General features: G+C 69.4%; 15 protein-coding genes. 4 read left to right on the top strand and 11 right to left on the bottom strand.

Annotated elements, in window-relative coordinates; translation table 11 throughout:
- Window positions 1-173: 173 nt before the first annotated feature.
- The 4 genes from fusA to ACZ5QD_RS18405 all read right to left on the bottom strand — a co-directional run bounded on the left by fusA (window position 174) and on the right by ACZ5QD_RS18405 (window position 4,256).
- On the bottom strand, window positions 174-2,279 hold the full coding sequence (fusA, locus tag ACZ5QD_RS18420) for an elongation factor G (protein WP_006894479.1): 2,106 nt from the start codon (window positions 2,277-2,279) through the stop codon (window positions 174-176).
- 97 nt (window positions 2,280-2,376) lie between these two features.
- Window positions 2,377-2,847, bottom strand: a complete 471-nt coding sequence (rpsG, locus tag ACZ5QD_RS18415; protein WP_006894478.1) for a 30S ribosomal protein S7 — start codon at window positions 2,845-2,847, stop codon at window positions 2,377-2,379.
- A gap of 5 nt (window positions 2,848-2,852) precedes the next feature.
- Window positions 2,853-3,224: a 30S ribosomal protein S12 gene (gene rpsL / locus ACZ5QD_RS18410; RefSeq protein ID WP_006894477.1), complete on the bottom strand. Its 372-nt coding sequence runs from the start codon at window positions 3,222-3,224 to the stop codon at window positions 2,853-2,855.
- Between the two features lie 354 nt (window positions 3,225-3,578).
- Window positions 3,579-4,256: a FadR/GntR family transcriptional regulator gene (locus ACZ5QD_RS18405; protein ID WP_039866607.1), complete on the bottom strand. Its 678-nt coding sequence runs from the start codon at window positions 4,254-4,256 to the stop codon at window positions 3,579-3,581.
- A gap of 56 nt (window positions 4,257-4,312) precedes the next feature.
- Here ACZ5QD_RS18405 and ACZ5QD_RS18400 point away from each other — a divergent pair, with 56 nt between their 5' ends.
- Window positions 4,313-5,566: a CynX/NimT family MFS transporter gene (locus tag ACZ5QD_RS18400; protein WP_039866605.1), complete on the top strand. Its 1,254-nt coding sequence runs from the start codon at window positions 4,313-4,315 to the stop codon at window positions 5,564-5,566.
- Between the two features lie 4 nt (window positions 5,567-5,570).
- On the opposite strand, the gene ACZ5QD_RS18395 is transcribed toward ACZ5QD_RS18400, so the two are convergent.
- From ACZ5QD_RS18395 to ACZ5QD_RS18375, 5 genes are all read right to left on the bottom strand, one after another.
- The gene (locus ACZ5QD_RS18395; protein ID WP_006894474.1) at window positions 5,571-6,317 is read right to left on the bottom strand and encodes an anti-sigma factor; all 747 of its coding nucleotides are present in this window, start codon (window positions 6,315-6,317) and stop codon (window positions 5,571-5,573) included.
- Window positions 6,310-6,864, bottom strand: a complete 555-nt coding sequence (gene sigK, locus ACZ5QD_RS18390; RefSeq protein ID WP_039866663.1) for an ECF RNA polymerase sigma factor SigK — start codon at window positions 6,862-6,864, stop codon at window positions 6,310-6,312. The genes ACZ5QD_RS18395 and sigK overlap by 8 nt, the downstream gene beginning before the upstream one ends.
- Before the next feature lie 65 nt (window positions 6,865-6,929).
- A complete protein-coding gene (locus tag ACZ5QD_RS18385; RefSeq protein ID WP_433820363.1) occupies window positions 6,930-8,264 on the bottom strand; it encodes a class I SAM-dependent methyltransferase in 1,335 nt (444 codons plus the stop codon).
- Entirely contained in the window at window positions 8,261-9,004 is a 744-nt protein-coding gene (locus ACZ5QD_RS18380) for a DUF1365 domain-containing protein (RefSeq protein WP_433820361.1), read from the bottom strand. The genes ACZ5QD_RS18385 and ACZ5QD_RS18380 overlap by 4 nt, the downstream gene beginning before the upstream one ends.
- The gene (locus ACZ5QD_RS18375; protein WP_433820359.1) at window positions 9,001-10,329 is read right to left on the bottom strand and encodes an NAD(P)/FAD-dependent oxidoreductase; all 1,329 of its coding nucleotides are present in this window, start codon (window positions 10,327-10,329) and stop codon (window positions 9,001-9,003) included. Before ACZ5QD_RS18375 ends, ACZ5QD_RS18380 begins: the two co-directional genes overlap by 4 nt.
- 65 nt (window positions 10,330-10,394) lie before the next feature.
- Here ACZ5QD_RS18375 and ACZ5QD_RS18370 point away from each other — a divergent pair, with 65 nt between their 5' ends.
- On the top strand, window positions 10,395-11,792 hold the full coding sequence (locus tag ACZ5QD_RS18370; protein WP_222111186.1) for a cryptochrome/photolyase family protein: 1,398 nt from the start codon (window positions 10,395-10,397) through the stop codon (window positions 11,790-11,792).
- Between the two features lie 16 nt (window positions 11,793-11,808).
- Here ACZ5QD_RS18370 and ACZ5QD_RS18365 read toward each other — a convergent pair whose 3' ends face one another.
- Complete coding sequence (locus ACZ5QD_RS18365; protein WP_006894468.1) at window positions 11,809-12,474, bottom strand: fasciclin domain-containing protein; 666 nt, start codon at window positions 12,472-12,474, stop codon at window positions 11,809-11,811.
- 152 nt (window positions 12,475-12,626) lie between these two features.
- Here ACZ5QD_RS18365 and ACZ5QD_RS18360 point away from each other — a divergent pair, with 152 nt between their 5' ends.
- Entirely contained in the window at window positions 12,627-14,369 is a 1,743-nt protein-coding gene (locus ACZ5QD_RS18360) for a cytochrome c biogenesis protein DipZ (RefSeq protein ID WP_222111187.1), read from the top strand.
- Window positions 14,370-14,383: 14 nt separating this feature from the next.
- On the opposite strand, the gene ACZ5QD_RS18355 is transcribed toward ACZ5QD_RS18360, so the two are convergent.
- Entirely contained in the window at window positions 14,384-15,268 is an 885-nt protein-coding gene (locus tag ACZ5QD_RS18355; protein WP_006894466.1) for an exodeoxyribonuclease III, read from the bottom strand.
- Window positions 15,269-15,386: 118 nt separating this feature from the next.
- On the opposite strand from ACZ5QD_RS18355, the gene ACZ5QD_RS18350 reads away from it, so the two are divergent.
- Window positions 15,387-16,991 carry a sigma-54-dependent Fis family transcriptional regulator gene (locus tag ACZ5QD_RS18350; RefSeq protein WP_006894465.1) on the top strand — a complete coding sequence of 535 codons (1,605 nt, stop codon included), beginning with the start codon at window positions 15,387-15,389 and terminating at the stop codon, window positions 16,989-16,991.
- The last annotated feature ends 2 nt before the right edge of the window (window positions 16,992-16,993 follow it).

Here is a 16,993-nt window from a genome sequence, read left to right as displayed (position 1 = left end):
GTGGTTCCCAGCAGTGGGTTTCTTACTTCCTGCCGTCGGCAGGAGCGGTCTTGCTGAACCGGTGTCCGGCCGGCCCGGCGTCGTGCCGGGACCTGGCCGTCCACCTTATTCGTTTGTGCGCGCGGATTCGATAGCCGACCCCGGCGCGAGCTCCGCCAAGGCGGAGGGCGAGATCACTCGCCCGTTGCCTTCGCGATGATCTCCTTCGACACGTTCGCCGGAACTTCAGCGTACGAGTCGAAAACCATGGAGTAGTTAGCCCGGCCCTGAGTCTTCGACCGCAGGTCTCCGATGTAGCCGAACATCTCCGACAGCGGCACCTGAGCCTTGACGACTCGTGCACCGCTGCGCTCCTCCATGGCCTGGATCTGGCCACGGCGGGAGTTCAGGTCGCCGATGACGTCGCCCATGTAGTCCTCCGGAGTCGTGACCTCGACGGCCATGATCGGCTCCAGGATGACGGGCTGAGCCATCTTCGCAGCCTCCTTGAGGGCCTGCGAACCGGCGATCTTGAAGGCCATCTCCGACGAGTCGACGTCATGGTACTGACCGTCGAGGAGGGTGACCTTCAGGTTGACCAGCGGGTAGCCGGCCAGAACGCCGTACTGCATCGCGTCCTGCGCACCGGCATCCACCGAGGGGATGTACTCGCGCGGGACACGACCGCCGGTGACGGCGTTCGCGAACTCGTAGGTCGCGCCGTCCTCGGCGTCGACCAGCGGCTCGAGCTTGATGATGACCTTCGCGAACTGACCCGAGCCACCCGTCTGCTTCTTGTGGGTGAACTCGTGCTTCTCGACGGTCTTGCGGATCGTCTCACGGTAGGCGACCTGCGGCTTGCCGACGTTGGCCTCGACCTTGAACTCGCGCTTCATGCGGTCGACCAGGATGTCGAGGTGGAGCTCGCCCATGCCGCCGATGACGGTCTGGCCGGTCTCCTCGTCCAGGTTCACCGAGAAGGTCGGATCCTCTTCGGCGAGCTTCTGGATCGCGGTGCCCAGCTTCTCCTGGTCGGACTTGGTCTTCGGCTCGATCGAGACGTTGATGACCGGGTCAGGGAAGGTCATCGACTCGAGGACGATGGGGTTCGCCGGATCGCACAGGGTGTCACCGGTCGTGGTGTCCTTGAGGCCGATCATCGCGTAGATGTGGCCGGCCACCGCGTCGTCGACCGGGTTCTCCTTGTTGGCGTGCATCTGGAAGAGCTTGCCGATGCGCTCCTTCTTGCCCTTGGTCGCGTTCATGACCTGGGTGCCCGGCTCCACACGGCCCGAGTACACGCGGACGAAGGTGAGCTTGCCGAAGAACGGGTGCGCGGCGATCTTGAACGCCAGTGCCGAGAACGGCTCGTCCTTGCTGGGCTTGCGGGAGATGATCTCTTCCTCGTTGCCCACGACGTGGCCCTCGATCTCGCCGATGTCCAGCGGGTTCGGGAGGTAGTCGATGACGGCGTCGAGCATGGGCTGCACGCCCTTGTTCTTGAACGCCGAGCCGCACAGCACGGGGTAGATCTCGGAGTTGATCGTCATCTTGCGGATGGCGCCCTTGATCTCGTCGATCGTGAGCTCCTCGCCGGCGAAGTACTTCTCCATGAGGGCTTCGTCCGACTCGGCGACCGTCTCGAGCAGCTTCTCGCGGTACTCGGCGGCCTTGTCGGCCAGATCCGCGGGGATCTCCTCGATGGTCGGCTCGGCGCCGATCTCGACGGTTCCGCGCCAGGTGATGGCCTTCATCTCGAGCAGGTCGACGACGCCGTCGAAGGCATCCTCGGCACCGATCGGGAGCTGCATGACCAGCGGCTTCGCGCCCAGGCGATCGATGATCGTCTGCACGGTGAAGTAGAAGTCCGCACCCATCTTGTCCATCTTGTTGACGAAGCAGATGCGGGGGACGTCGTACTTGGTGGCCTGGCGCCAGACCTGCTCGGACTGCGGCTCGACGCCCTCCTTGCCGTCGAAGACGGCGACGGCGCCGTCGAGGACGCGGAGCGCGCGCTCCACCTCGACGGTGAAGTCGACGTGACCTGGCGTGTCGATGACGTTGATCTGGTTGTTGTTCCAGAAGCAGGTCACGGCGGCGGAGGTGATGGTGATACCACGCTCCTTCTCCTGCTCCATCCAGTCGGTGGTCGACGCGCCGTCGTGGGTCTCACCGATCTTGTAGTTCACACCGGTGTAGTAGAGGATGCGCTCGGTGGTCGTGGTCTTGCCGGCATCGATGTGCGCCATGATGCCGATGTTGCGGACCTTGGTGAGGTCGTTGAGCACTTCCTGTGCCATTAGGTTCCCTTCGGGAAGTTTTTGGAACTGAGTCTGTCAGTGTGCGAGCGCATCGGACCGGGCTCGCGTGCGCATCCCCCGGTCCGATGCGGCAGCCTCACCAGCGGTAGTGAGCGAAGGCGCGGTTGGCTTCGGCCATCTTGTGAGTGTCCTCGCGACGCTTCACCGATGCACCGAGACCGTTCGAGGCGTCCAGCAGCTCGTTGGCCAGACGCTCCACCATGGTCTTCTCGCGACGCTGACGGCTGAAGGTGACCAGCCAGCGCAACGCGAGGGTGTTGGCGCGGCCCGGCTTCACCTCGACCGGAACCTGGTAGGTGGCGCCACCGACGCGACGGCTCTTGACCTCGAGGGTGGGCTTGACGTTGTCGAGCGCACGCTTGAGGGTGACGACCGGATCGGTGCCGGTCTTCTCACGGGCCTGCTCGAGGGCTTCGTACACGATGCGCTCGGCGGTCGACTTCTTGCCGTCCAGCAGGATCTTGTTGACGAGCTGGGTGACGAGCGGCGAACCGTAGACGGGGTCGCTGATCAGGGGGCGCTTGGGAGCGGGTCCTTTACGTGGCATTTAGATCAGTTCCCCTTCTTGGCGCCGTAACGGCTGCGAGCCTGCTTGCGGTCCTTGACACCCTGGGTGTCGAGCGAGCCGCGGATGATGCGGTAACGAACACCCGGGAGGTCCTTCACACGACCGCCGCGGACGAGCACCATCGAGTGCTCCTGCAGGTTGTGGCCCTCACCGGGGATGTAGGCGGTGACCTCGACGCCACTGGTCAGGCGCACACGGGCGACCTTTCGCAGAGCGGAGTTCGGCTTCTTCGGGGTGGTGGTGTACACGCGGGTGCAAACGCCCCGGCGCTGCGGGCTGCCCTTCAGAGCAGCCGTCTTCTTGGCGGACGTCTTGTCCTTGCGGCCCTTGCGGACCAGCTGGTTAATGGTTGGCACTGAGTTCTTTCTCCTTGAGGACCGGCTCCCGCCGGGCCTTGTTCGTATTCGTTGCGGTTGGTGCTCCGGGCAAGCGGTCCGCCACGCTCACGCGTGGACAGATACTTCCGCAACTCGCCCCACCTGCACGTTTATGCAGGTCAGGTTCGAATCGTGCACCCGTTGTCGGGCGTGTCGCACGCCCTACGCCGATCCACGACTCCGCCCTCTCGGCGCCCGCTCGGACGCCGGAAGGTGAGCAGCACCCAGCTTGGCAAGGCGCCGACGAAATACTTTACCGCCCGGATTTACCACGGTCAAAATGATTGACACCGCTGCGCGAACCGCACCGAAACAGTTCACTACCGGCGCCGATCATCCGGATTCGCCGACGCGGGTGAGCAACTGCCGAGCGGCCGCCCGGGCGCCGTCCACATCCCCGCCGATCACCGCCTCGACGACCTCGACGTGGAGCGCCTCGTACGACCGGTGCGCGCCGACACCGTGTTCGGCGATCGACTCTCGCAGCGCCGGCAGCAACGAGTCGTAGAACTCGAGATACACCTCGTTGTGGCTGGCGGCGACGATGGCGCGGTGCAGGTGCGCATCGGCCTCGACCGCTGCCGAGTGTACGGACTCGGCAGCGTCGGCGCCGTCCCAGAACCCGTTGCGCTGCGCCAGCAGTCGACGCAGCGCGGCGATGTCATCGTCGTCCCGACGGCGGGCGGCCAGCCCTGCCGCGGTCACCTCCAGCGCCTCGCGCAGCTCCAAGAGGTCTTGCCGCCGGGCCGCGGCGAAGAAGTCACCGAGCGCCACCTCCTGCTCATCGGTGGCGATGACGTAGGTCCCCGACCCCTGCCTGCGCTCCAGCAGCCCCGCGTGCACCAACGCCTGCACCGCTTCGCGCACGGTGTTCCGCGCGGTACCGGTCATCTCACACAGCGCGGGCTCGGTGGGAATGCGCTCACCCACCTGCCAGCGGCCGGCGGCGATCTCGTTTCTCAGTTGCTGCGTCACCTGCGCGATGAGACTCTGACGCTTCACTGTCTGCACTCCTGCAGTCTAAATCACTTTGCCTCAATACAACCATTCATCCTACGATTTAGGCCATGGTCACCGATTCCGCGACAACCGCCGCACCATTCCGAACCCCGATTGGGGCCTGGCGCGGCCGCGTCATGGTCCTGGTCGCGATCGTGCTCTTCTCGCTCAGCCTCCGCACGGCCGTCACCTCGATCACGCCGCTGCTCGCGCGGATCTCCGACGACCTCGGCTTCGGCCACACCGTCAGCGGTCTGCTCGGCATGCTGCCGACGCTGATGTTCGGTCTGGCCGGCGTCTTCGCCCCCGCCCTCGGCCGGCGTTTCGGCATCGAGCAGACCACGCTGGCCGCGGTGATCCTCACCGGAGTCGGCATCGCCAGCCGCCCCTTCGTCGGCGGCGTGGCAGCGCTGCTCATCCTGTCCGGTGTCGCACTCTTCGGCATGGGCGTCGGCAATATCCTCATCCCACCCCTGGTGAAGCGCTATTTCAGCGACAAGATCGCGCTCGTCAGCACGGTGTACATCACCTTCGTGCAGATCGGCACCGCGCTGCCCGCCGCGATGGCCGTGCCGGTCGCGGACGCGGCGGGCTGGCGGACCTCGCTCGCGATGTGGGCACTGGTCCCCCTAGCCGCGCTGCTCCCCTGGATGTGGGTGGTGCGCGAACGACGGGCCACCGTCCGTGCCGAGGACGATCTGCCCGACGAGGCGCGTCCCGCGGTCGACGAGGCCGCGCGCCTGCCGGTCTGGCGAAGCAGCATGGCCTGGGGTCTCACCCTGATGTTCGGCATGACCTCGTTGATGACCTACTCGATGTTCACCTGGCTGCCCGAGGTGCTCAGCGACGCCGGGGGCAGCGAATCACTCGGTGGTGCGATGGTCGCGCTGTTCTCCGGGATCGGGTTCGCGGGCACGCTGGTGGCGCCGGTCCTGTGTGCCCGGTTCGCCAATCCGTTCCCGTTCGCCCTGGGCTTCGCGGCCTGCTGGCTGGCGGGCTTCGCGGGGCTGCTGTGGGCGCCGCTGGCAGCGCCGTGGCTGTGGGCCGTCCTGATCGGCATCGGGCCCACCACCTTCCCGATGGCGCTGACGCTGATCAACCTGCGCAGCCGCACCAGCACCGGGTCGTCGTCGCTGTCCGGATTCGGCCAGGGCGTCGGCTACCTGCTGGCATGCGCCGGGCCGATGCTGTTCGGGGTCCTGCACGACGCCACACATTCATGGACCGTCCCGTTCGGCTTCCTCACCGCCACCGTCGTGGTGATGCTGTGCGGCGCCTGGGTGATCTGCCGTCCCCGGTACCTGGAGGACCAGCTCGGCTGAGCGATCAGCTCAGAGGCAGTTCCGCGACCGGGGCGCTGATCAGCTTGTCGGGCGTCGCGGCGTCGCCGACGGTGAATGCGACCGCGGTGGCACCGTGCATGTCGGTGATGACCGCGGTGGTCGACGGCGCGACGTCCGCGGCCGACATCGTTCCGGCGAGCTTCGGCCCGCTCGGCCCCATCAGCCACATCTGATAGATCGTGCCCGGCTCGGGGCGCGGCACGTCGTTCATCACCAGCACGCCCTCGCCGGTGGACGGCGAATACGTGACCGAGGCCTTGCCGCCCGCGACGGTTCCGGTGGTGGTGCGGACGTCGGGTGCGGCGAAGATCTGCTCGGCCTGCGAGGGCTCGGCCGGCTGCGACCGGTCGGCGAGCGTGTAGCCGACGACGCCGCCGCCGATCCCCAGGACCACCGCGGCCGCGGCGGCCACCCACGCATACCGGATGCGCCGCGACTGCGGCTCGGGGTCGGCGACCGGCTCGGGTTCATCCGCCGGCGCCGTCTGCTCCTGGCCCGAGACTACGTCGAGGACGCGGTCGCGCAACGCGGCCGGCGGCGGTGTGGCCGTCGCCTCGCTGATTCCGGCGAGTGCCTCGCGCACCGCCCTGAGCTCTGCCTCGAAGATCTGTCGGTCGCCGTCCTCGGCGCTCCCCACGATCCGCATGATCCGGGCGCGCTCCACGTCGTCGACCGCGTCGAGGGCGATGAGCGCGGCGAGTTCACGCAGGTAGTCCGGGTCTTCACTCACCGCCCAAACACCCCCTCAGCCTCTTCAGTCCGTCTTTGATGCGGCTCTTGACCGTCGGCAACGGCACCGTGAGCCGTTCGGCCACCTCGCGATAGGTGAAGCCCTCGTAGAACGCCAGACTCACCGCCTGAGCCTGCAGTGCGGTGAGGGTGCCGAGGCACTCACGCGCCCGCCGCCCGTTCTCCCGGGAGAGCACCTCCTCCTCGACGCCCGCGGTGATCTCGACCAGTTCGCGAACGCCGTACCGGGTGTCGCGGTCGGACGCCGATCGCTCCGACCGCACCCGGTCGACGGCCCGCCGGTGAGCGATGGTCAGCAGCCACGACACGGCGCTGCCGCGATCCGGCCGGAAATGCCGGGCCTCGCGCCACACCTGGAGGTACACCTCCTGCGTCACTTCCTCGCTGTACCCCTGATCGCGCAGCACCCGCAGCACCATCCCGTACACCCGCGCGCTGGTGCGGTCGTAGAGGTCGGCGAAAGCACCGCGATCTCCGGACGCGACGAGGCCGAGCAGGTCCTCCAGTTGTGCGCCGCCCGCGGTCATCGGCGGACCGCAGGCGAGTCGGCGTGTGTCATCGCACGCCAGCCTAGCCGTCGCGAGCGGCGCGATCATGACGATCGCGTCCCCGCGGGCGCCGTCTTGTCGAAGCGGAGCTGGTACACGTCCAGGTAGCCGGACCGGAAGCCGGCTTCGGAGTAGGCGAGGTAGAAGGTCCACATCCGCTTGAACACCGCGTCGAAGCCGAGCCGGCCGACCGCCTCGTCCGCGGACCGGAAACGCTCCCGCCACAGATGCAGGGTCCGTGCGTAGTGCAGGCCCATCGCGAACTCCCCGGCGGGCCGGAGGGCGGTGCCGCGGGTCGCGACCTCGCGCAGGGCCTCGATCGACGGCAGCCGCCCGCCCGGGAAGATGTACTTGTGCACCCAGGTGTAGGTGCCCTCCGAGGCCAGCATCCGCCGGTGCGGCATCGTGATCACCTGAAGGGCGGCGCGACCGCCGTCCACCAGCAGCCGGTCGAGGGTCTGGAAGTAGACGGGCCAGTACTCACGCCCCACCGCCTCCAGCATCTCCACCGAGACGACGGCGTCGTACCGACCGCGCACGAGCCGGTAGTCGAGCAGGTCGATGCGGACGCGGTCGGCCACGCCCGCCTCGGCCACGCGCCGCAGCGCCAGGTCTCGCTGCTCTGCCGACAGCGTCACCGAGTGGACGAGCGCCCCGCGCCGGGCCGCTCGCAGACACAGCTCGCCCCACCCGGTCCCGATCTCCAGCAGACGGGTTCCCGGCCCCACGCCCGCGGCGTCGAGCAGCCGGTCGATCTTGGCGCGCTGTGCGTCCGCGAGGTCGGACCACTGCGCGCGTTCCGCGTCGCGGTCGGTGCCGAAGAAGGCGCTCGAGTAGGTGAGCGTCTCATCGAGGAAGGAGGCGAAGAGATCGTTGGAGAGGTCGTAGTGGCGGGCGATGTTCGACCGCGTGTTGGCCAGGGAGTTCTCCTCGTCCGCGGGATGCCGCGGCAGTACCGAGGACCGCAGCCGCTGCAGCGGCGCGGGCACCAGATCGGCCACGTCGGCCGCGAACGCGCTGAGCACCCCGACGAGGTCGTCGGTGGTCCACTCCCCCGCCATGAACGCCTCGCCGAAGCCGATCAGCCCGGAAGCGCCCAGACGGGCGAAGAACGACTCCGGGTCACGGACGATCATTCTCGGCACCATCCGGCCGTCGAGCCGGCCGATGCGCCTCCCGTCGGGGAACTCGACGGCGATCGGCAGTCTCGCCGCGGCCCGCCGGAAGAGCCGTTCCGCGGCGAAGGCGCGCAGCCCGGACATGCGGGCGTGCGGCGGCGCGGACACATCCGGCCAGCGCACCGGGTCGATCCGCGGGATGCGGTCGCGGCGGCCGGCGTGCCGGGAATCGTCGGTGCGACGGCTGTCGTCGGTCGTCATCGTGAACGCTCCTTCGTGTCGGGGTGAGGTCGGGGCTCCACGCGCAGGCCGCGGCACCACAGCCGGATCCCGTGGAGGCGGATGCGGGCCGCGACGACCCACGGGGCGAGCGGGGTGCGCAGCTGTGCGCGCACCACCGCGGCCGGAGTCGCCGGTTCCGCGCGTCCGGTGAGGGTCGCGGTGAATCGGCCGCGGCCCGGTCGCTCCAGGACGACGCTGAGCCGGATCCGGCCGTCGACGCCGGGCTCGGGCAGGACGAGTCGATAACGTCCGGACACGTCGTTGAACGGTGAGACGTAGAACTCCTTGTCGACCTCGGCCCGTCCCGCGCCGTCGGTGCGCACCAGATAGCAGTGCCTCTGGCCGTATGTGTTGTGAACCTCGGCGATCACGTACCGGAGGCGACCGTCGCGGTCGTGGCACCAGAACACCGACAGCGGGTTGAAGACGTACCCGGCCACGCGCGGCGAGAGCAGAGCGATGACCGCGCCGTCGGCCCGCGGGGCTCCGACGGAGTCGGTGTACGACTCCAGTCGCCCCCGCAGGGTCTCGCCGGCCGCGGCGGGCGACGGAAAGTGGTCCTCGGGCCGGAAGCGGGCGGCCCAGCGGAGTCCCCGTGGCAGGCGCGGCAGGCGGTCGATGTCCACGAGCCAGCTCAGGCTCCGGTGCGCGAACCGATGGTCCACCGGTTCGCGGCGGATGTGGCTGATGCGGGTGTGGACCAGTGCGGGCGCCGTCATCGTCGCAGCGCCGTCCGTGTCGCCCTGAAGTGCGCCGCGGCCCGGGCACCCGAGGCTGCGCCGTCCTCGTGGAAGCCCCAGCCGTGATAGGCACCGGCGAAAGCGATTCGGTCCGAATCGATCTCGGGCAGCCGCTGCTGGGCTGCCACCGAACCGGCGTCGTAGACGGGATGCTCGTAGTCCATCTCCGCGAGGATCGTCGCCGGGTCGACCAGATCGGTCCGTCCCATGGTGACCAGATACCGCGGCCCGCCGCGCCCCTGCGACAACCGCATCAGCCGGGTGAGGTCGTAGGTCACGGCGACCGCCGAACCGTCGGACCGGATCTGGTAGTTCCAGGACGCCCGGGCGCGCCCGGCGGTCGGCAGCAGCGTCTCGTCGGTGTGCAGGACCGCCGGCTTGGCGCTGTAGCCGATGGCGCCGAGCACCTCGGTCTGCAGCCGGGTCGGCGACCGGAGCATGGCCAGCGCCTGATGCGGGTGAGTGGCGATCACCGCGCCGTCGAAGGTCTCAGACGTCCCGTTCGCGGTGACGACGACCCCGCCGGGCTCGTCGGCGACCGCGGTGACCGGCGCTCCGCACCGGATGCGACCTCCACGCGCCTCGACGCGATCGGCGATCGCCCGAACATAGACGGCCGATCCGCCGACGACGGTGCGCCAGACCGGCGAACCGTACACCGAGAGCATGCCGTGGTGGTCGAGGAAGGTGAAGAGGTAGCGGGCCGGGTATTCCGCGGCCGTCTCCGCGTCGCACGACCACACGGCCGCCACCAGCGGCAGCAGGAAGTTGTCGCGGAAGTACGACGACAGCCTCGTCCGCTCGACGAACTCCCCGAGCCGGCAGTCGTCGTCGGCAGTGGCCAGCAGGCGGCGCGCCGACCGGTGGAACCGGACCACTTCGAGGAGCATCAGCAGGTAGCGTCCGCGAAGCGCGGTACGCCATGTCGGGAACAGGCCCGCCAAGCCCAGCGCACCGGCGTACTCCAGTCCCGTCGCCTGCGAACGGACCGACATCGACATGTCGGTGTCCCGGGTGGCGACACCGAGTTCCTCGAACAGGCGAAGCAGCGTCGGGTACGTGCGGTCGTTGTGGACGATGAATCCCGAATCGACCGCGACCCGCGTTCCGTCCGCCTCCGGTATCCGATGCGTGTGCGCGTGGCCGCCCAACCGGTCGTCGGCTTCGAAGAGGGTGACCCGATGGCGTTCCGACAACCGGAGCGCGGCGGTCAGTCCCGCGACTCCGCCGCCCACGACGGCGATGCGGGAGGGTTCGGCGAAATCCGGCGCTGCGAAGGTTCCACTGTCAGTCACACCAGGCATTCGGAGTCGGCCGACGCGCGGATGGGTCGAGGCGGGACCGGCCCGGCACGGCGCACACTGGTCGGGTGAACGCTCCCGCGATCGTCTGGTTCCGCCGCGACCTGCGGCTCACCGACCTGCCCACACTGCTCGCCGCCGCCGACCGTGCGGACGCGGCGCTGGCCGTCTTCGTGATCGACGACAGACTGCGGCGACCCTCCGGTGCGGCGCGTCTGGCATTCCTCGCGGATTGCCTGCGCGCCCTCGACGCCGACCTGGGCGGCCGCCTGCTGCTAACCCACGGTGAGCCGGCGGCCGTGATCTCCGACCTGGCCGCCCGGATCGGCGCGGCGTCGGTGCATATCAGCGAAGACTTCGGGCCGTACGGCCGGATGCGCGACGACGCCGTCGAAGCGGCGCTGGGCGCCGTGCCGCTGGTGCGGACAGGTTCGCCGTACGCCGTCTCGCCCGGCCGACTCCGGACCAAGGCGGGCGGGCCGTACCGGATGTTCACCCCGTACCGCCGCGCCTGGCTCGACCACGGCTGGCATTCTCCGGCACGCACCGATGCCGGAACGCTCGACTGGATCGACCCAGACGGTCTGGGTGAGCGTCTGGAGTTCAACGCCCTCGCCGAGCGGACATCCGTCGACCTGCCACCCGCGGGTGAGGCGGCCGCACTGCGGCGCTGGCGGCGCTTCCGGCAGGACGCCGAGCGCGGGCTCGACCGGTACTCGGACGATCGCGACCGTCCCGACCTCGACGCGACCACCCGATTGTCGCCGTATCTGAAGTTCGGTTGCGTGCACCCGCGCACGCTGCTGCACGATCTGCGCGGACGCGGTGACGCGGGAGCCGTCGCGCTCCGCAGCGAGCTCGCCTGGCGCGACTTCTACGCCGACGTCCTGCATCGGCGCCCGGACACCGCGCGCGCCAACTATCACGCCGCGTTCGATGCCCTGGAGTACCACAGCGGGCCCGACGCAGACGCCGCCTTCGACGCGTGGTGTGCGGGCCGTACCGGGTATCCGATCGTCGACGCGGGTATGCGTCAGCTGCTGGCCGAGGGCTGGATGCACAACCGGGTGCGAATGATCGTCGCCTCGTTCCTGACGAAAGACCTGCATCTGCCCTGGTGGCGGGGTGCCCGACACTTCATGAAGCACCTCGTGGACGGCGACCTCGCCTCCAATCAGCACGGATGGCAGTGGACCGCGGGCTGCGGCACCGACGCGGCGCCGTTCTTCCGGATCTTCAACCCGGTTTCGCAGGGTGAGCGGTTCGACCCGGACGGCGACTACGTCCGGCGCTGGGTGCCCGAACTCCGCGGCATCGCGGGCCGGGCCGTTCACCGGCCGTGGCTGCTCGCCGGGGACGGGGACGCGGTGCTGCCGCTGTCGCCGTCCCCGGCGAGCTATCCGCCGCCGATGGTCGATCACCGGGCCGAGCGGGAGGTCGCGCTGGCCCGGTATCACCGGCTCTGAGACCGGCCGGCGCGGATCAGGGCTTGGCGGGCGGCATGAGCACCTGGTCGATCAGGTACACGGTCGCGTTCGCGGTGTGGACTCCGCCGCAGATCACGCTCGCGCCGTCGACCTTCAGATCGTCGCCGCTGCCGGTCACGTCCACGGTGTCGCCCTGAACCGTCTTGTGGACGCCGTCGACCTGGTCGGGACTCAGCTGGCCCGGCACCACGTGGTAGGTCAGCAGACTGGTCAGGCCCGCCGAGTCGGTCTTGAGCGAGTCGATCGTGGCCGGATCGACCTTCGCGAAGGCGTCGTCGACCGGGGCGAACACGGTGAACTCACCGCCGTTGAGGGTGTCGACCAGGTTCACCTTCGGGTTGAGGCCGCCGGACACCGCCGAGGTGAGCGTGGTCAGCATCGGATTGTTCGACGCGGCGACGGCTACCGGTTCGGTGGACATGCCGGTCACCGACCCGGGACCGGTGGGCACCTTCTCGGCGTAGGCCGCGCAGCCGGGACCCACCAGATCCGCGGCCGGATCGGCCTTCATCGTCTGCGAACTCATCGCGGTCGTCGGCATGGCGTCCGTGGTCGACGTACTCGTCGAGTCGTCGCTCGAACACGCGGTCATGGTGCCCGCGACTGCGAGGGCGAAGCCCATCGCCGCAACCTTGGCACCCATGGTCTTGCTGGTTCTCATCGACTGCTCCTTCTCGTCGAACGCCGACGGGCGCCGGCGTCGTCATCAGTGACATGGGTCATTCGGCGCCCTCCGGATTTCGGATGGGCCGGTTGTCCGGCGGTGCCGCCGGGCCGACCCATCCGGGCCGTCGACGCCACCGAATACCGGTCATGAACACAGTGATCGCGATCGGTTTCGTCGGCGGACTCATCACCGGCATCTCGCCGTGCATCCTTCCGGTGCTGCCGGTCCTGTTCCTCTCCGGCGCGCAGAACGCCCGCGGCCCGGAGGAGACCGAACAGCCGTCCCAGGGACGACCGGACCGCAGACGGCGGTTCGCCGAGAGCGCGCGGCCGTACCTGGTGATCGCCGGGCTGGTCGTGAGCTTCTCCGCGGTGACGCTCGTCGGGTCGAGCCTGCTGTCGCTGCTGCACCTGCCGCAGGACACCATCCGGTGGATCGGGTTGGCAGCGCTGGTCTCGATCGGACTCGGCTTGATCTTTCCGCCCGTCGAACGGCTCCTGGAGAAGCCCTTCGCCCGGCTGCCGCAGCGGCCGGTGGCCCGCGGGCGGTCCGGATTCGGGCTCGGGCTGGCACTGGGTGTGCTCTACGTTCCGTGCGCCGGTCCGGTGCTCGCGGCCATCGTGGTCGCCGGTGCGACGGGATCGATCGGGCTCTCCACGGTGGCGCTGACGTTGTCCTTCGCGGTGGGTTCGACGCTCCCGCTGCTGGTGTTCGCGCTGGCCGGTCGGCGGATCGCCGAACGGGTGAGCGCCTTCCGGCGCAGGCAACGGCTGATCCGCGTGATCGGCGGACTGGTGACGATCGGCCTCGCCGTCGGCTTGGTCTTCGACGCCCCGGCCGCGCTCCAGCGGGCGATCCCCGACTACACCGGGTCCCTGCAGGACTCGGTGGGCGGCACCGACGATCTCAATCGCCGGCTCGATCTCGGAGGCATCGTCACCGACGCGAATCGCGAACTCTCGAACTGCACCGACGGAGCCGATCGTCTGCAGAGCTGCGGTACGGCGCCGCCGCTGACCGGTATCACCGACTGGTTCAACACCCCCGGCGACCACGCTCTGCCGCTGTCACAACTGCGCGGAAAAGTGGTCCTCATCGACTTCTGGGCGTACTCGTGCATCAACTGCCAGCGATCCATTCCGCACGTCGTGGACTGGTATCGCACGTATCGCGACAGCGGGTTGGAGGTGATCGGGGTCCACACCCCGGAGTACGCCTTCGAGAAGGTGCCGTCGAACGTCGTCGCCGCGGCCGAACGCCTGGGCATCGACTACCCGATAGCGCTCGATCCGGCGTTCTCGACCTGGACCGGCTACCGCAACAGCTACTGGCCGGCCCAGTACCTCATCGACTCCACCGGAGTGGTGCGGCACATCGAGTTCGGTGAAGGCGGGTACGCGACGTCGGAGCGGATGATCCGCGACTTGCTCGCCGACGCCCGGCCCGACAGCACGCTACCGCCGCCCACCGAGCGCGCCGACACCACGCCGACCGAGCCGACCACGGCGGAGACGTACCTCGGGATCGGCAAGGCCGGGAACTACGCGGGTCCCACCCCCTATTCGGCAGGCACCGCGGACTTCGACTTTCCGGAGAGCCCGGCCCCCGACTCCTTCGCCCTGCGCGGCCGGTGGACGCTCGACCGTCAGGGTGCCACCGCGCGTCGCGATGCGGCGATCTCGCTGAACTACCGTGCGCGCAACGTGTACGTCGTCGCCGGCGGGACGGGGACGATCACCGTGAGACGCGACGACGGCTCCTCCTCGACGATCCCCATCAGCGGACCGCCGACCCTCCATCAGATCGTCGACGGGACCGGCAGTCGGCGAGGGCGGCTCGAACTGGCACCGTCCCCCGGCCTCGAGGTCTTCTCGTTCACCTACGGCTGAGAACCCGAGAGCCCTCAGTCGGCCACCGAGTGCGGCAGCTTCACCGACCCCGGCTTCACCTGTGCCGGACGCGAAGGCGGCGGGACCACCGGACCCACGTCGCCGTCAGGCGCGGTGTCCAGATCCAGGAACACCGGTGCGTGGTCGCTGGGCTTGGTGCCCTTGCGGGCCTTGCGGTCCACCCAGCAGGCCTGGGCGCGCGCGGCCACCGGGCCTCCGGCCAGCAGGAAGTCGATCCGCATGCCGAGATCCTTGTGGAACATTCCGGCACGGTAGTCCCAGTAGGTGTAGATCCGTTCGCTGGGCCAGTGCTCCCGCATCACGTCGTGCAGACCGGCGCCTTTCAGCGCCTCGAACGCCGCACGCTCGGCGTCGGTGACATGCGTGTGACCGACGAAGGCCGCCGGATCGAAGCAGTCGTCGTCGGTCGGGATGATGTTGTAGTCGCCGCAGACGACGGTCGAATCCGCCTCCGGTTCGACGGCCTCCCGCAACTTCGCGAGCCACGCCAGTTTGTACGCGTAGTGGTCGGAGCCGACCTCGCGGCCGTTGGGGACGTACACCGAGTACACGCGCACCCCGTCGCACACCGCCGAGACCGCCCGCCCTTCCGGAGCCGACTCGGGGTCGGGAAAACCGGGTGCGCCGGGGAATGCGATCCGGACGTCGTCGAGCCCCACCCTGCTCAGCAGCGCCACGCCGTTCCACTGTCCCTGCCCCGCGTGGGCGAACTCGTAGCCGCGTGCGGCGAGTTCGTCACCCAGTTCGGCCGCGAACGCCTCGTCGGTGACCTTGGTCTCCTGCAGGCACACCACGTCGGGCGACCGCTCGTCCAGCCACGGCAGCAGCCGGGGCACTCGCTGTCTCACCGAGTTCACATTCCAGGTCGCCACTCGCATGCGACCAACCGTAGCCGGGACGGCGCACGGCGACGCGGACCGCCCGGCGCGATCGAGTGCGACCGAGTGCGATCGCCCGGACCTACCGACCGCGCATGATCCATGTCACAGTGGTGTCGTGACCACCCCACTTCCCCAGCGTGACGTGATCGCCGCGTCCTGGCGTCGCGTCACCCAGTCCGGCCTGTCCCCCGACTCGCCGTTCCGGCCGGCCGTCCGCGACATCGCCGACGACCGGTTGCTCGACGCCGCGCGGCCGGTGCTCGCGCGGGCCGCATCGATGCTCAGCGGCACCACCACGGCGCTGTTGCTGGTGGATCAGGACTGCCGCATGGTCTCGCGCGTCTCGGCCGACAGCACACTGGAGCGGCATCTGGAGTCGGTGGGCGCCGTCGAGGGCGCCGCCTGCGACGAGTCTCGGATGGGCACCACCGCGCTGGGCACCACCGTCGAGGTGCGCGGCGACGTGGTCATCAACGGATCCGAGCACTACCTGGAGCAGTTCCGGTCGCTGAGTTGCTTCGGCCGGCCGATCGTACACCCGGCCACCCGCCGCGTCGCAGGCGCGATCTGCATGACCGAGGTGGCCCCGCAGATCAACCCGCTGTCGGTGCCGTTGGTGCGCGGGCTCGTCGACGACATCGCCGAACGGCTCCTGAACCGCACGCACGCCGACCATCGTGCGGTGATCGCCGCGTTCGAGAAGACCTCGTCGCGCCGCGATGTCGCGGTCGCCGCGGTCGGCGACGACCTGCAGCTCACCAACGCCCTGGCCGCCCAGTTGCTCGGCTCCGCCGACTTCGGGTCGCTCCGCGCGATGCTCCACGACCGCTCCGAGCGGCGCCGGACCATCACCCTGGTGTCCGGCATCGAGGCCGACATCGAGATCGACCGAGTCGACGGCGTACGGCACGCCGCCGTATTCCGCCTGCGTCCCCGCGTCGGGCATCGGACACCCGCCGATCCGGTGCCGCGCGCCGCCGCGGCGTCGGTCGCGATCTGCGGCGAGCCCGGCACGGGCCGGACCACCGAGGCGCAGTCGTTGATCCCCGACGATCGCCGGGTGCGACTCGACGTCGCCGCGGCCCTGCTCGACGGCACGCCGCCGGATGTCGCGGCGGCGATCCGGGAAGCCCGTTCCGCGGGCCACGGTCTCGTCGTCGACGGCGCCGATCTCCTCGACGATCGCTCGATCCGCCTGCTGCAGGCGGCGATAGCCGCCCATCGGCCCGATCTCCCGCCGATCGTCGTCGTCTGCGAGCCGGTCACCGGCGGCGCCGCGGGCCTCGCCGCGCTCGTGGGCTGCTGCCGCACCCGCGTCACCCTGCCGCCGCTGCGGCAGCGCACCAGCGAGATCGTCTCCCTGGCCCAGCGGATGCTGGAGCGCTGCGACCGCCGTCTGGAACTCGGTCCGGACGCCGCAGACGCGCTGGCCTGCCAGGAGTGGCCGGGCAACCTGACCGAGATGTCGGTGGTGCTCGGTGCCGCGGCCGAGACGACCCTGGCGCGCGGCGGCAGGCAACTCACCGCCGCCGACCTCCCGGAGGGCTACCGCGGCAGTTCCCGCGCCTCCCGTCTGATGGGTCTGGAGCAGGCCGAACGCCAGGCCATCATCGATGCGCTCGACGCCGCAGACGGCAACAAATCGCATGCCGCCAAGGCGCTCGGCGTCTCCCGCACCACCCTGTACGCCCGGATCCGGGCGCTGGGTATCTCCCGCTGACA

Source organism: Gordonia sp. J1A (genome assembly GCF_055393515.1).
This window is presented reverse-complemented; position numbering and strand designations above follow the sequence as displayed.

Excerpts from the sequence above, each read along its gene's own strand:
- fusA (WP_006894479.1), bottom strand. The coding sequence starts at position 2,279 with ATGGCACAGGAAGTGCTCAACGACCTCACCAAGGTCCGCAACATCGGC.
- rpsG (WP_006894478.1), bottom strand. The coding sequence starts at position 2,847 with ATGCCACGTAAAGGACCCGCTCCCAAGCGCCCCCTGATCAGCGACCCC.
- ACZ5QD_RS18400 (WP_039866605.1), top strand. The coding sequence starts at position 4,313 with ATGGTCACCGATTCCGCGACAACCGCCGCACCATTCCGAACCCCGATT.
- sigK (WP_039866663.1), bottom strand. The coding sequence starts at position 6,864 with ATGACCGCGGGCGGCGCACAACTGGAGGACCTGCTCGGCCTCGTCGCG.
- ACZ5QD_RS18385 (WP_433820363.1), bottom strand. The coding sequence starts at position 8,264 with ATGACGACCGACGACAGCCGTCGCACCGACGATTCCCGGCACGCCGGC.
- ACZ5QD_RS18380 (WP_433820361.1), bottom strand. The coding sequence starts at position 9,004 with ATGACGGCGCCCGCACTGGTCCACACCCGCATCAGCCACATCCGCCGC.
- ACZ5QD_RS18375 (WP_433820359.1), bottom strand. The coding sequence starts at position 10,329 with ATGCCTGGTGTGACTGACAGTGGAACCTTCGCAGCGCCGGATTTCGCC.
- ACZ5QD_RS18365 (WP_006894468.1), bottom strand. The coding sequence starts at position 12,474 with ATGAGAACCAGCAAGACCATGGGTGCCAAGGTTGCGGCGATGGGCTTC.
- ACZ5QD_RS18360 (WP_222111187.1), top strand. The coding sequence starts at position 12,627 with ATGAACACAGTGATCGCGATCGGTTTCGTCGGCGGACTCATCACCGGC.
- ACZ5QD_RS18355 (WP_006894466.1), bottom strand. The coding sequence starts at position 15,268 with ATGCGAGTGGCGACCTGGAATGTGAACTCGGTGAGACAGCGAGTGCCC.